Below are 13069 nucleotides of genomic sequence, written 5' to 3' on the forward strand. Positions count from 1 at the left end.
CTATTATCTAGCATACTGAAGGGGATGGTTGTAGTGTTGTCATATTTTACTGGAATTTGACTAGAGGAAATCTACCACCTGATTAAGCTTCCAACGAAGTTATTCAGAAACAGTGGATGAAGGAGTACTACGGATCTCGTGCCGACGAAGAAAACATCACAGATAATCAATTTGAAAAAACTAATTCAGCAGCATGGTGAAACTGCTAAATACTACGTGAATGAGGCTATCGAAATTGGCAATACATACATAATTCCAAACTTTGGTTTTGATGTAACAATGCAAAATTCTCTAGATGTAATTCTAGGTCGCAGAAAAACCTGGAACCACGGAGTGGTTGATATTAGAGTTTTTACAAAACCTTAAGACTTTACCCTGTTTGATTGTGACGAAGAGACTACAGAAATTGAAATTATTGATTTATTGACACTTTGCCGAAATCTTTATCCAAATGACTATAATTATTCCCAATTACCTGAATGGTGGACTGAGGAAGATATGCAAAATGCCGCTGAGGTGCTTGAGGCGCTTGATTTTGCAATTTGGATGCAAGATACATTCCGTCCAGATGAGTCAGAAGAGGAAGCACTTAATATATGGCTCAAGTCTGTGCAACCTTGGTTAGGAGACGAGATTCTTTTTTACAAGATGGAAGATGATAATGACTCGAATTGTGGTTTTGCGCCATACCTTTTTATAGGAGATCGTTGTCTTATTCTTGTTGCACGATGTTGGCAGCTATAGACATCGCTAGTTCAGGCATCAAAGACGAGGATCGTCTACAGGTGGGTGCCACCCTCCTTGTATCCATAACTGCCTAGATTCTTGGATAAATCCTTGGTTGTGAAATTCATCATTGATATCTAGTCGATGACAAGTTGCTCGACCTGTAGCACTTCTGCCAACGATCTTTAGTCCATCGCCTGTCCAGATGAAGTGATCTACCCACCGTTGCTGACGAGGATTGAATAAGGGGACTTCTTGCTGAGTTTGAGCATCAATGCCAGTTGTGAAGTTGTAACGACGCTCATTACAGCGACGACAAGCTAGAGCTAAGTTTTCATCTGCATCTGAGCCACCTAATGATTGTGGAATGAGATGATCGATTGTGAAGCGATCTGAACTGGAGCGTTCTGGAGAGTGGCAATATTCACACAGATATTTAGCTCTTTCGCGCACAAATTGCCGAGTACCATCTTTAACACCCACGACTGGCAATCAGTTTAGCGTTAACAAAAGTTAGGATGCGCTCTAGTTCAGCAATTCCAGCATATTCTGCTTCTTCTTCAGGAGTCAGCAATCCAGATTTTCGTTTCTCAAGCAATTCTTCTAGACGAGTATGTAACTCATCTGTAAACTTAGCAAGATTAACATTATCAACTTTCTCAATGGTAATGCCAGAGCGGAGCCATGATGAGGGTTCAATCATCAATACTGGGGTAATGACTTGAGGAGTCATAGTGCTTTAGCCCTAAGTCTGTGGTGCTATAGTCATTGTAGTGTGCCCTATGAATTGGCTGCCAAAATACTAAGGAATCATTGCTACCTTAATTACTTTACGCGCCTTCATATCAGAAAACACCTGTTCTAAATCTTTTAATGGTCGTTGTTCGCTAATCAGTAACTCAAAGGGAATTTTACGACTAGCTATGAGTCCAAAGGCCGATCGCACATACTCTGGTGTATTATGAAACACGCCTTTGAGAGTAAGTTCGCTATAGTGTAGCTGTTCTGTATTCACAGTAATGCTGGTATCCCGTGGACATCCACCGAATAAGTTAACTGTTGCACCAGGACGGGCACAGGCGATCGCAGTTTCCCAAACACTTGGGCCACCAGTGGCTTCAATTACTACATCTGCACCCCATCCTTGGGTCAGTTCTTTTACTACACTGGGAATCTCTGGAATTTGATGATAATTAAAGGTCTGGGTTGCACCCAATTTCTGACCAATTTCTAGTCTGTGGTTATTACCTCCCCACAACAAAACCTCAGCTTTCTCACTCAGCGCCGCCACAAACATCAACCCGATCGCCCCATCTCCTAAGACGACTACTTTATCTTTGGGCTTAATATTAGAACGCGCTACACCATGCAACACACAAGCTAAAGGTTCCGTCATTGCTGCCAATTCCCACGGCAACTCATCGGGAATCTGCAACAAATTATGTTCTACTATCGGTGCAGGAATTTTCAAGTATTGGGCAAAGGTACCATTATTCCAAGTCAAATTTGGACATAAGGAATATTCTTGACGTTGACAAAAAAAGCACTTCATGCACGGGGAGGAATTATTAGCGACAACGCGATCGCCTACTTGCCAATTTGTCACTCCTGCACCCAAGGCAACAATTCGCCCAGCCGCTTCGTGACCAAACAGCGTTGGCGGGATCAGCATCCTGGCATGACCACCACGCCGCCAGACTTTCAAATCTGTACCGCAAGTTGTTGCAGCCCCCACTTGGATTACAACCTCTCCAGCCGCCGGAGTAGGGTCAGAAACTTGCTCTAGGCGTAAATCTTCTTGACCATAAAGTAAGGCTGCTAGCAAAACTTTAAAACCTATCAATTAGCTCCATCCGATTTTACCAGTTGGAATTGGAACTTATTAAGCCTAGTGAGCGCCTGACCGCAATATTTTGGCAAAATATTTCAACCCCTTCGGATATAGTGTATTTAATGCCGAAACTACAACTGTAAAATCACTGTTTTATTACCTTATGGAAGCAGTAACACTGACAGCAGCAGCGATCGCTACCTTAGTCATTACCAAAGCCTTTGAAAAAACTGGCGAAATCATAGGTGAAAAGGCTTGGGAGAAAGGGAAAAACCTGTTATTTCTGCTAAAGCGCAAAGAACCCAGCACAGCAAAAGCTATAGAACAGGCTCAAACACAACCTCTCGATTACGGTCAAGTCCAACTGATTGAACAGCAATTAGAAGCAGCGGCAAAGAAAGATCCTGAAATTGGTCAAGCTGTCGAAGCTTTAGCTAATGAAGCAAGAGATCAATTGACAACAACTATTGAGAGTTGGCAAGGTATCAACATTAAAGGAGGAACTAATACTATTTCTGGCAATACGTTTAACTTCTGACTAAAGTCGTCCGTCCGGGAACGGATAAAGTCAAATCCCTCAGAATTTATTCCCTACACTATTGCTGTTCTCGTTCTATGCATTGGATACATAGTGTACCAAGACCATAGATACGAAAATATTATTAGGCAAGTAGTGATTTTACCTAATAAATCTACTTCTGGAACTTCCCTTATTCCAGTAGCAGAACCTTCGCCTACAGCATTGTCACTACCTCAACCCTCACCGAGTCCACTTCCAAAGTTTACTTCTCCACCGTCTCCTAATCCGGTGCAATCTCCTCTTCGTCTGCCGTCAGCAACTCGACCATTGCCAAGCTTACCTGAGAATAAGACTTCTTCAATTTCCTTTAGTCGAGTGAAACGTTCCTTTACTGCACAATCAGCAACTTTGCCATCAACGGATGCCCCAAAGAAGCTTAATTCCATATCTTCCTCTACTGAAAAGTCAGTGCCTCAGTTCTCAGCGAGTTCAACTCCAAAGTCTACTTCTGTAACTCTCCCTGTTCGAGTAATTCCTTCTCCTAATTCAGTACATCCGATAGCACCCAATCAGTCTGACCCATTTTCGGTAGCTGAACAACCCGTGCAACCACCGCAATCAATAACGTTGCAACCAGCACTTACATCGAAAGAGTCATCAAAAGACCTATCAGAGCCATCAGTGACGTTGCAATCACCGCTTACATCAAAGCAGTCAGCGAAAGAACTATCAGAGCGATCAGTGACGTTGGAACGACCGCTTACATCGGAGTATTGACCAGAAAGGCTACTAATTGAAATAATTTGCCACAATCATTTATATTTATAAAGCGAAATCAAACACTACTTTGTAGAACGAATTATGTTAATACCAATTAGCATTATTTTGAGTAAAAAATAAAATTCTATTAGTATCTAAGGAGATTAGATAATGTTAAAGAGTTTACTGCTAATACTTTCTCTAGTTTCTACATTACAGCCTTTTTTAGATTTTTCACTTAGCCGATATTTGATTTCTTATATTACAAATAATAATAATTATTATTTTAATCGTTTAGAGACAATCATTGCCCAACGAAAATTACCTACTCTTGAAAAGGAAGGATTCGTATTTCAATATACGGGATGCAAAAGACTCTCTTCAGATTCGATAAAGTGTGATTTTGTAGTAAACAATAAGCAGCGAACTAGACCGCTTAGAATTGTTCGTGAGGAAACAAGGATAATAGATAGCGCTGGGAATGAATTTATAGCCTTAGAAGTTAATCTGGGTACTAAAAAAGATAATTCTGTTGGGATACTAAACGACAAAGTTGTAAGATTTGCAATTAATCAAATTCCAACGAAGGCTCCTATGAACGGTAGTGCTATATTTCGTGGAGACATAGCAAATAAAATAGTATTATTTGATATATACACTGGTGATTATCATATTGAATTTAATGCAGAAGTAAATGCTATGCCAGTGTTGTCTAGTCCATAGTGAGTTTTTTTACTATCTACTGAAGAAGCATTTAATTTTCAATAATTTTTTTAATGTGCTTCGACCAAAGGACGAGAAATATTTCGTCTGAACTATATTCTGAAAGTAGTGAGAAAGCTAAGGTTGCAATTAACCACAGAATAGAAAATCCAGATCATTCTGAGTAGGAACGTCACAAACAAAACCAAAAATTGATATTATAGGCTGCATTAGATTTTTAATAACATAATAATACCTTAAAAACATTGGGTTACTCTATCGCTAACACACCATAAACGAAAAGTTGTAGATATATAGCGTTTCCCGACAAGCGTGAGCTACATTCGTAGGGGCAATTCATGAATTGCCCCTACACATCGCAATATTATGTTGTACTCCATCAGAATGGGAACTACTATAATTCACATTTTTAGTAGTTAGTCTGGATAGTTCACGCAAAACTAGGTATTCACCGCTGGCTGGGGAACCACACCGGTGTTCCGGGTTTCCACATTAGGCAGGCGAGTAGCAGTTAACAGCGGTACTTCTTGTCGGCACGATAGGCAAAACCAATATAGTTCACCATGACGGGCATGACGCAGGAGGGAACCACCGCAGCATGGGCAAGTGTTGGCTCTCGTACTCATACCAATGTCCTCCTTAAAAAATTGTTGTTTTAAACTAAGTCAAAAAAGCAGTTGATTAAAACTGAATGTTAGCTGCATGAATGCGGCCATTCGATTCTATGCGGTCTTTAATAATTTGTCTGTAAACAGCTTCATATCCGTTAACCATCTGGCTAACGCTAAAGTTGTTGTCTACGTATTTTCGACAGGTTTGACGATTGAGTTCCAAAGCTAGTGGAATCATTGCCGCCATTTCTGCATAGCTATTGCAGATAAAACCTGTTTTACCGTGGGCAATAACTTCAGGTACGGCGCCGAAATTCATGGCAATTACTGGCGTACCAGTTGCCATTGATTCAATCATTACTAAGCCAAAAGGTTCTTGCCAGCTAATGGGGAAAAGAGTTATCGCAGCATTACCCAGAAGTTCAGTTTTTTGGACGTGGTTAATTTCACCGAGATATTCGATTTGCTCACCATCTATATGGGGAACAATCTCTTTTTCAAAAAACTCCGAGTTTTCTGCATCAACCTTTCCTGCCATCTTCAAGCGCCAACCACTTTGTTTAGCAATGGCGATCGCATGGTGCGGGCCTTTATCTGGCGAAAAACGGCCTAAAAATGCTAAATATGGAGGTTTTAAGGGTTGAGCTACAAATGGATAATCTGCTAGCTCAATTCCGTTATAGACCGTGCCAACATAATTAAGATCGATTTGACGCTGCGAGTTACTAATGCTGATGTATGGTTGCTTTTGGTAGTAGCTAAATGCGTGACGGTTGTCAGTTGTAAAATTATTGTGCAGAGTGTGGACTGTAGCAGTTGCTGTTATCAAACTCGCTAAAGGTAATGCCGCAATCCCTACATGAGAATGGATGATATCGAATTGGTCAGCACGCTGGTAAACTTGGCTTAGTTCTAGCATTTCGTACACTGCATACTCTTTCACATTTGGGTCTAAGCGTAATGCACGTGGATAAACTGCTTCTAAATGAGCCAAAGTTTGAGAATCACCAGAGGCAAATAAAGTTACCTCATGACCGCGACGAACAAGTTCATCAGTCAAGCGACTCACTACCAATTCTATTCCTCCATAATTAGGAGGTGGAACCCTTTCCCATAAGGGGGCAACTTGAGCGATTTTCATAAGTTTTTCTGGTTCAGTCTATGAAATTGTCCTCAATAATGATCTAGGTCATTATTTTATGAGTAAAGAGCATTTCTACTTACTCTTTTGACATTTAAATTTACCTAACAGTCTATCAAAAGCCCAATAACGATTAACCGTACCGCAAATTTTCTGCCAACAAATCTAACTGACTATCGGCAAAAGTCAACTCTGAGCTACACTTCTAACCGTATAGCTAACCTATTATTTGTTGCATCTGTCTTGGGGATCATAAAGAGGTAGAATGTTTTGTAGCAGAACTTACAAAATTGAATATTTGGTAGCTGACAATACTAAAATATTCAATGGGATCAAGCCATTAAAGCTTCATTTAAAGGTAATTGCTAAAGATAACAGTAAATATAAATATTAAGTAATTGTACAATAATTACATAATTTGTAATTAGTAATTTACAAAAATTCTGATAATTAACTAATGAAAATCGCTACTTGGAACGTCAACTCAATTCGCACTCGCCTTGAACAGGTTATCGATTGGTTAACCCTAAATCCTGTTGATGTTCTCTGCTTGCAAGAAACCAAAGTTGTGGATGCGGAATTTCCGCGATCGCCTTTTGAGCAGTTAGGGTATAACCTTTATATGTCAGGACAAAAATCTTATAACGGTGTAGCCCTGATTAGCCGCCAGCCACTCCTAAATGTCAGTAGTGGGTTTAGGGCGATTTTGCCAGATTTACATCACGAATGGGACGAGCAAAAGCGCGTTATTACTGGTGTAATTGATGGTGTGCGGATTGTAAACTTATATGTTCCTAATGGCGCAGCGGTAGGAACGGAGAAATACGAATACAAACTGCGCTGGTTGACAGCGCTACACGAGTATTTGCGATTGCTGGTGTTGTCAGAATCTGCAATTTGTGTATGTGGCGACTTCAATATCGCCTTGGAAGATAAAGATATTCACGAGCAAGTGAGTACAGAAAATCACATTATGGCCACAGAAACAGAGCGCCAAGCCTTACGGGATATTCTGAAACTGGGATTTGCCGATGCTTTTCGCAAATTCACCACAGAAGGTGGAAATTATAGCTGGTGGGATTATCGCTCCGCCGCTTTTCGTCGTAACTTAGGTTGGCGAATTGACCACCACTATCTCACGCCCATTCTATATGAACGCGCTACAAGTTGTATTATTGATGTCGCGCCGAGAAAGTTAACTCAACCTAGCGACCATGTGCCAGTTATTGTGGAGTTTTGAATGGGTATTGGGCATTAGGAGTGCTGAGTGCTGAGTGCTGAGTTAGGAGTTAAGAGTTAGGAGTTTTGTTTACCCCCTTGTCCCCTTGTCTCCCCTGCCCCCATGCCCCACGCCCAATTAATCAATAGACCTCTTGGCAAAAGTGCCTTTTGCACTCTTGTCGGAAAAGGGGGAAAGGTTAAAGGGGAATGTTAATTCTATCCCTTTTCCCTTTAACCCTTACCCTTTACCCGACTTATGCAAGAAGTCTAATCAATTTAACGGCTGATATATATCCTCAGAACTGGGATTGAGATAAGGACGCTGTAAATCTATTAGATGCCGCGCAAAATGTTGGTCAATAACCCTCATCCTTTCCTCCATTGCATTTTTACCTTTTTGCCAAGCTTCCAACAAAGCATTAGCGACGATTTGGCAACGGTTCATCCCAAAACTTTCTTGTGCCGCAAATTTTTGGGTTGGTTCTTCGGCTAAACCTAACCCTGGAGCTAAAAATTTGGTAAACAAAGGAATTTCGGGCTGAAAATGGGATTGATTTTCGATATAAACAGTCTGAAGGATTGTGCGGATTGCTGGATAATCGGGGAGTTCAAAGTAAAGTAGTCCCGAATCATAGCGTCCGTATGCAGAGGGGTTGTGGAGAACTTGAAAGCTAAAGGGAATCGAGGCTGCATTTAGTTGCAGTGTCAGGCTTTCCATGAGAGCGATCGCACCAGATGCCGTAAAGTTAAAGTAGATTCGCCCTGCTCCTAAATCGGCGTCTGGGTTGCTTTGCCGTTCCTGTCCAACATTGCTAACTGCTAAGTAAGAGCCATTTTGCAGTCGATTTTTGGGCATCCAGATTGCTACCATATCACCCACTTTGGTAGATTTCTTACTGGATTCTAGATGGCAATCTGGCTCAACATAAAGTGTTAAACCGCCTTTAGCCACAGCCATAGTCCCATCAGGTTCTTTCCGCAATACCTGCCATTGAGGGTCAAAGTAACCTATGCCGTGATTACTGGCGTGCAGTTGCTCGTAAAAGTCCCAGTCAATCTCCAAAATAGAATTATCTGCGAAATTATGCTTTTGCGGTTGATTAGTATTATCAGTATTGACTGCCAAAGTATTTTGCAGGGAGCCATTGTAATAGATTCCATAGAGAAAATTTCGCAGCAGGAGAGTGAGATACTTCTGTTGTAAATCTACGGAATTTTGCTGAAATCTATCGGCTATTTTAGTCGGCAGAGCGAAGGGTTGATAATTGGGATGATAAATACAAAAATTAGACTCAATCTGGATATTTTGAGCAATATCAAATAGGGAATTTAGCGATTGATTGATAGAGGAATTTAGCATTAATCCATTCAGAAATCAAACTTTAATAAAATAGAATTCAGGAGTCAGAATACAGAATTCAGAATTATGTGTTCTTTTTGAATTGTTCTCCTACCTATTACTAACAACCACGCAGCCGAGTTTTTTCGTAATAAATCCGAAGTAACTGCTGCTCCTTTACAGGCTGAGGAAATTTATGAATCTTTGCTACAGGATTCAGGATTTCTGACTCTGACATCCCAAAGATGGTCAATACAGCTTGCTCTGGCATTACAAGTAAACTTTTAGCTACTTGCAGCATACAGAGTTCCGCATTATTAAAGTGTTTCCGGCACGTAATCATCTCCTGAATTTGATGAATTAATGCCAGCCCCGCAAACTGGATAACGCGCGAAATAAAGTCACTGCGGTATTCCAAAATCATCGGGAAAGCATTTATATAAGACCTAATTAAGGCAATAATTGAAGGTTGTAAAACCTCTAACGGTGTTAATGCCAAATTTAGAGACTCTTCTAACTCAATGGTGGGGTCTACTACCAGACTCTTAAGCCAAATTCCTAAATAGCTTGCTAGTAAAGTTCCTAAATCAAAGGCTGGGTCTCCCCAAGAACAAGCTTCCCAGTCAATTAGTCGTATAAGACAATTGTCTAGTTGCTCCCATCTGGAATGAACCAAAATGTTGTTCAATTTCAGGTCATTGTGAGTTAAGGAGCAAGGATTCCAGCTATATGCCAAATCTGCGATCGCAGATGACAAACTCTCGTATTGTTGATAAAGAACATAGAATTTTAGTGCATCCGTGGGAACAGTCCCAAAAATCTCCGGCCCAATCGACCCTACCCCTTGCGCCGGATTATAAAACCCGTAGCGAAACTCTCCTTGGGGAGCAGTTGCCATAAAATCCCGATATTCTCGGCGATTGTAAGTGGCGCGATGCAGTCCCGCCAAAGTTGTGCCGATGGCAGAGGCAATTTCTTGTGGAAAAATCTCATTGTTGTGGTACAATGTCGCAAGCTCTAGATATTCATTCAAGTAGCTACGGACAAGAATCGAATTTTCTTCGTCAAAATGCACTACCAATGGCGCGATTGCTGAAGTATTACCTAGAACTGGAAACTGTTGTAGCAACTGATGAAACAGCCACTCCTGAAACAATTCATGAGGCGCGCCGTCATTGTTGTTAACGTTACGTTCTTGTTTAATGAGCAGTTGGCGATTATCTGCTAAAGTCACTAGTAAATTGAAATTGTTCTGACTACTTCCTGGCAACTCAGATTTGTCTGATGGGCCATCTTCTGAGCTACACAGACCCGCGTCTTGCAGATACTGGATAACGTTATGAGAAGACAGTGATAATACCATGTATTATTTCCTACTTCATTAAATTACTTAAACTTATCGTGTCAAATTTGCTTGGTCTTAAGAGTTTTTAGTAGATAGGAACTAATCCAAGAAGAGAGATGTAAATAACAATAAAGATTTCTACAATCTACTAATATCTCATATTTGGGGGTAAAACCTGCCAAAATGGCACCAATTCCTTTGCAATTCCTTTAAAATTGGCTCCCAGATACCGTGACATCTTTACAAAGAAAGGCAGAGGGTCGAAGGCAGGAGGCAGAAGGTATAGCCAGTATAAATTACAACTTTAATTCTGGGTTTAAAGCCCAGTTGTAACAGATAATTATACCGAGCAGCAAAGCAGCGAGGTATAAAACGTCATTGTTTCAATCCCACTATGAGTAAGGGTGGGTTGCCTCCTGCCTTCTGCCTCCTGAAACTTTATCAGCATAGTTACTTAGATACATCTAGAGTAAGTTTTGTGGTTAAGCCTTTTTTTGTGGCAAAGAAGCATCCCCAGCAAAAAACTGATTGGTAGCAGATGTTGTTTGATGTTCAGTAGTCATCTTCAAAGCAGCGAAGAATTTGAGTAATCCTTCGCGATACAAAGCATGACATTCAACACTATTACTTTTATTTATCATCACAAAGCCAAAAAAACCGGAGTTTTTTAGCAATTAATAATTATTTTTTGATTTAATTTTCAGAATTGATGTCTGGAAACCTTATTTTCACGTGATTTTCGTCACCTACAAATTGTAGATGACTATGGGCGATCGCAAACAAAGCCTACATGAGCGCATCTTATGTAAGTGTACTTTTGTCAAGCTTGAAACAGGGCATTTTTTAAAGGCAAGGGTAACAATTCACAGTAATATAAATGTACTAATATAATTCAAAGCAGGGAAAGTCATGCCATACCAAAAAAAGAGGAGGGTGGTTATTGCTGAGAGACTAATGCTACCTTAAAGCCACCATTTGATTCACCATCACCGCCAATGCCAGCATACCCAAAATTGTCATTAATCCCGCAGGCATAAACTTGCGTGTTTTTGCCAGTCTAAATGCAAAGAAAACTACTAAAACAGCAGTAACTAACACTGCTAAAATCGCACCCCAAGTTTGTCCTTGGAGTTGAAAGTAAGCGGCAAGTATTAGTAATAAACCGCTAATGCTACCACTTAGGAGTGAAACTCTACTTGTAGCTTGCATGTAGCCAATAACCCCACCAACAATCGCTAATATGCCGTAGGCAAAAGCAGCAACTATACCTAAATTCATTGTTAAAACCTATGTAGACTTTGACTTTACTGCCAGGGTCAGCAGACAATTTACCATAGCTATTTAGCTATACCATACAGTTGATTGATGGATAATCTAGCGATACCAATGGCAATTACTTCCTCATATACAAGGGTTCAATATCTCCAGCGCCAAGCAGCCTCACTTTTACTGTACCAATCTGTTTTACAAGGTGAAGTGGGGATGGCATTTCTAGAACTGTTGCAAGCTATACGTTACACAGACACCGATGCACGGGGTTGTCTCCAAGCTTACGGCAATTACTTTCACGCTTTGGCTGCTATAAATCAAAACTGGGAAGACTATTTAATTAGTCAAATTCTTTTCTCTGACAATCCTTTTACAAGATTGGCGGGAGTGCGAGAATTTGAAGATTTGCCTCCAGCTTTAGTAACAGCAGTTCAGCATGATTTACAAGTATTGCAAAGTCTCTATGAGTGTAGTAGCGCGTCTTTGAGCGAGTGGGTACAAAGCGTAGCTCACATGCCGATTTCACCAGTAGTGTGGTATAAAGAGCAAGAATTGGTAGGAGTAGAGACAAAATTCATTACATATCTACAAGAGTTAGATAATTGGGGTGATGCTGTAGAAGAGTTAGCAGCTTATTATCGGCAATGTGGCTCTGGTTTATTTGCAGAATATCGCGCTTTACGCTGGCAATCTGGGCAGTTTATCGGTATTAGGTATTCTGACCCGGTTAAATTGAGTTCGCTTATCGGTTACGAATCTCAAAAAGATGCTTTGCTGAAAAATACTGAGTTTTTATTATCAGGAGAGATGGCACTGCATGTATTACTTTACGGTAGTCGCGGTTCTGGCAAATCTTCTTTAGTGAAATCTTTGTTGAATGAATATAGTAATCGCAGCCTCCGCTTATTGGAAGTGGCAAAATCTGATTTAAAAGACTTACCAGAAATCGTGGAACATTTACGAGGTGTGTCACAAAAATTTATTATCTTTGTCGATGACCTTTCATTTGAAGAAGATGATGATGCCTTTAAAGCTCTCAAGGTAGTTTTAGAAGGTAATTTAACGGCGCGGCCTCAAAATGTAGTTGTGTATGCTACTTCCAATCGCCGCCACTTGATTCGGGAGTTTTTTGTGGATAGACCTGCACCAAAGGATAACGAGGAAATCCATGCCTGGGATACGATGCAGGAGAAGCTTTCGTTTAGCGATCGCTTTGGTTTAACCTTAACTTTTGAACCAGCCAATCAGAAAACTTATTTAGAAATTGTACAACATCTAGTGGCACAAGCTGAAATTAATATTACCCAAGAAGATTTGGAATTTCAGGCATTACAATGGGCAACTCGTCATAATGGTCGTTCTGGACGTACAGCACGGCAGTTTGTTGATTTTTTAAAAGCAGATTTAACACTTTTTCATGCACATAAAAACATATCCAACACCTAACACTAATATTGTTTCATTGATGATTGCGCTTTTTTGTAAATACAAAACAATCTTATGCAACATTAACTAAAATTAGAGATTTCACAACAATTCTGATGCCAAATTTGGGAAAAATATCTTGAGTTCCCAGATAAACCA

17 protein-coding genes are annotated in these 13069 nt (G+C 40.4%); 7 read left to right on the forward strand and 10 right to left on the reverse strand.

The features are described 5' to 3' along the window. Positions 1 to 138 precede the first annotated feature (138 nt). Together V7K45_RS11010 and V7K45_RS11015 are read left to right on the forward strand one after the other, a co-directional pair. A complete protein-coding gene (locus V7K45_RS11010) occupies positions 139 to 366 on the forward strand; it encodes a hypothetical protein (protein WP_335003224.1) in 228 nt (75 codons plus the stop codon). A gap of 132 nt (positions 367 to 498) precedes the next feature. Further along, positions 499 to 744, forward strand: a complete 246-nt coding sequence (locus V7K45_RS11015) for a hypothetical protein (protein WP_335003226.1) — start codon at positions 499 to 501, stop codon at positions 742 to 744. Between the two features lie 18 nt (positions 745 to 762). On the opposite strand, the gene V7K45_RS11020 is transcribed toward V7K45_RS11015, so the two are convergent. From V7K45_RS11020 to V7K45_RS11030, 3 genes are all read right to left on the reverse strand, one after another. After that, positions 763 to 1209: an HNH endonuclease gene (locus tag V7K45_RS11020; RefSeq protein ID WP_335003228.1), complete on the reverse strand. Its 447-nt coding sequence runs from the start codon at positions 1207 to 1209 to the stop codon at positions 763 to 765. Beyond that, positions 1199 to 1459 carry a hypothetical protein gene (locus tag V7K45_RS11025; protein WP_194043991.1) on the reverse strand — a complete coding sequence of 87 codons (261 nt, stop codon included), beginning with the start codon at positions 1457 to 1459 and terminating at the stop codon, positions 1199 to 1201. Before V7K45_RS11025 ends, V7K45_RS11020 begins: the two co-directional genes overlap by 11 nt. Before the next feature lie 69 nt (positions 1460 to 1528). Continuing rightward, positions 1529 to 2551 carry a zinc-dependent alcohol dehydrogenase gene (locus V7K45_RS11030; RefSeq protein ID WP_335003366.1) on the reverse strand — a complete coding sequence of 341 codons (1023 nt, stop codon included), beginning with the start codon at positions 2549 to 2551 and terminating at the stop codon, positions 1529 to 1531. Between the two features lie 169 nt (positions 2552 to 2720). On the opposite strand from V7K45_RS11030, the gene V7K45_RS11035 reads away from it, so the two are divergent. Then, a complete protein-coding gene (locus V7K45_RS11035; protein WP_335003230.1) occupies positions 2721 to 3095 on the forward strand; it encodes a hypothetical protein in 375 nt (124 codons plus the stop codon). 215 nt (positions 3096 to 3310) lie between these two features. Here the strand turns inward: V7K45_RS11035 and V7K45_RS11040 are convergent, their stop codons facing one another. Beyond that, the gene (locus V7K45_RS11040) at positions 3311 to 3523 is read right to left on the reverse strand and encodes a hypothetical protein (protein WP_335003232.1); all 213 of its coding nucleotides are present in this window, start codon (positions 3521 to 3523) and stop codon (positions 3311 to 3313) included. Positions 3524 to 3545: 22 nt separating this feature from the next. Here V7K45_RS11040 and V7K45_RS11045 point away from each other — a divergent pair, with 22 nt between their 5' ends. Together V7K45_RS11045 and V7K45_RS11050 are read left to right on the forward strand one after the other, a co-directional pair. Next, positions 3546 to 3854: a hypothetical protein gene (locus tag V7K45_RS11045; RefSeq protein WP_335003234.1), complete on the forward strand. Its 309-nt coding sequence runs from the start codon at positions 3546 to 3548 to the stop codon at positions 3852 to 3854. A gap of 153 nt (positions 3855 to 4007) precedes the next feature. Beyond that, positions 4008 to 4559, forward strand: coding sequence for a hypothetical protein (locus tag V7K45_RS11050; protein WP_335003236.1), 552 nt, complete (start codon positions 4008 to 4010; stop codon positions 4557 to 4559). A gap of 440 nt (positions 4560 to 4999) precedes the next feature. Here V7K45_RS11050 and V7K45_RS11055 read toward each other — a convergent pair whose 3' ends face one another. After that, the gene (locus V7K45_RS11055) at positions 5000 to 5185 is read right to left on the reverse strand and encodes a hypothetical protein (RefSeq protein ID WP_104909358.1); all 186 of its coding nucleotides are present in this window, start codon (positions 5183 to 5185) and stop codon (positions 5000 to 5002) included. Between the two features lie 55 nt (positions 5186 to 5240). Then, positions 5241 to 6311, reverse strand: a complete 1071-nt coding sequence (locus tag V7K45_RS11060) for a glycosyltransferase family 4 protein (protein WP_335003238.1) — start codon at positions 6309 to 6311, stop codon at positions 5241 to 5243. Positions 6312 to 6768: 457 nt separating this feature from the next. On the opposite strand from V7K45_RS11060, the gene xth reads away from it, so the two are divergent. Next, positions 6769 to 7551, forward strand: coding sequence for an exodeoxyribonuclease III (gene xth / locus V7K45_RS11065; protein ID WP_322738259.1), 783 nt, complete (start codon positions 6769 to 6771; stop codon positions 7549 to 7551). Positions 7552 to 7803: 252 nt separating this feature from the next. On the opposite strand, the gene V7K45_RS11070 is transcribed toward xth, so the two are convergent. From V7K45_RS11070 to V7K45_RS11085, 4 genes are all read right to left on the reverse strand, one after another. Beyond that, positions 7804 to 8892 (reverse strand): T3SS effector HopA1 family protein, encoded by a 1089-nt coding sequence (locus tag V7K45_RS11070; protein WP_335003242.1) that lies wholly within the window; start codon positions 8890 to 8892, stop codon positions 7804 to 7806. 100 nt (positions 8893 to 8992) lie between these two features. Continuing rightward, the gene (locus V7K45_RS11075; RefSeq protein ID WP_335003244.1) at positions 8993 to 10234 is read right to left on the reverse strand and encodes a phosphotransferase family protein; all 1242 of its coding nucleotides are present in this window, start codon (positions 10232 to 10234) and stop codon (positions 8993 to 8995) included. Between the two features lie 464 nt (positions 10235 to 10698). Further along, complete coding sequence (locus tag V7K45_RS11080; RefSeq protein WP_335003246.1) at positions 10699 to 10857, reverse strand: hypothetical protein; 159 nt, start codon at positions 10855 to 10857, stop codon at positions 10699 to 10701. Between the two features lie 316 nt (positions 10858 to 11173). Further along, a complete protein-coding gene (locus V7K45_RS11085; RefSeq protein ID WP_335003248.1) occupies positions 11174 to 11494 on the reverse strand; it encodes a TMEM14 family protein in 321 nt (106 codons plus the stop codon). 87 nt (positions 11495 to 11581) lie between these two features. On the opposite strand from V7K45_RS11085, the gene V7K45_RS11090 reads away from it, so the two are divergent. Next, positions 11582 to 12931, forward strand: coding sequence for an ATP-binding protein (locus V7K45_RS11090; RefSeq protein WP_335003251.1), 1350 nt, complete (start codon positions 11582 to 11584; stop codon positions 12929 to 12931). Positions 12932 to 13069 lie beyond the last annotated feature (138 nt).

Source organism: Nostoc sp. (assembly GCF_036917375.1).
Taxonomy (GTDB): Bacteria; Cyanobacteriota; Cyanobacteriia; order Cyanobacteriales; family Nostocaceae; genus Nostoc.

Coding starts and splice junctions, on each gene's coding strand:
- V7K45_RS11055 (WP_104909358.1), bottom strand. CDS start 5,185: ATGAGTACGAGAGCCAACACTTGCCCATGCTGCGGTGGTTCCCTCCTG.
- V7K45_RS11090 (WP_335003251.1), top strand. CDS start 11,582: ATGGATAATCTAGCGATACCAATGGCAATTACTTCCTCATATACAAGG.
- V7K45_RS11075 (WP_335003244.1), bottom strand. CDS start 10,234: ATGGTATTATCACTGTCTTCTCATAACGTTATCCAGTATCTGCAAGAC.
- V7K45_RS11070 (WP_335003242.1), bottom strand. CDS start 8,892: ATGCTAAATTCCTCTATCAATCAATCGCTAAATTCCCTATTTGATATT.
- V7K45_RS11015 (WP_335003226.1), top strand. CDS start 499: ATGCAAAATGCCGCTGAGGTGCTTGAGGCGCTTGATTTTGCAATTTGG.
- V7K45_RS11040 (WP_335003232.1), bottom strand. CDS start 3,523: ATGGAATTAAGCTTCTTTGGGGCATCCGTTGATGGCAAAGTTGCTGAT.
- V7K45_RS11060 (WP_335003238.1), bottom strand. CDS start 6,311: ATGAAAATCGCTCAAGTTGCCCCCTTATGGGAAAGGGTTCCACCTCCT.
- V7K45_RS11050 (WP_335003236.1), top strand. CDS start 4,008: ATGTTAAAGAGTTTACTGCTAATACTTTCTCTAGTTTCTACATTACAG.
- xth (WP_322738259.1), top strand. CDS start 6,769: ATGAAAATCGCTACTTGGAACGTCAACTCAATTCGCACTCGCCTTGAA.
- V7K45_RS11085 (WP_335003248.1), bottom strand. CDS start 11,494: ATGAATTTAGGTATAGTTGCTGCTTTTGCCTACGGCATATTAGCGATT.
- V7K45_RS11035 (WP_335003230.1), top strand. CDS start 2,721: ATGGAAGCAGTAACACTGACAGCAGCAGCGATCGCTACCTTAGTCATT.
- V7K45_RS11080 (WP_335003246.1), bottom strand. CDS start 10,857: ATGATAAATAAAAGTAATAGTGTTGAATGTCATGCTTTGTATCGCGAA.
- V7K45_RS11025 (WP_194043991.1), bottom strand. CDS start 1,459: ATGACTCCTCAAGTCATTACCCCAGTATTGATGATTGAACCCTCATCA.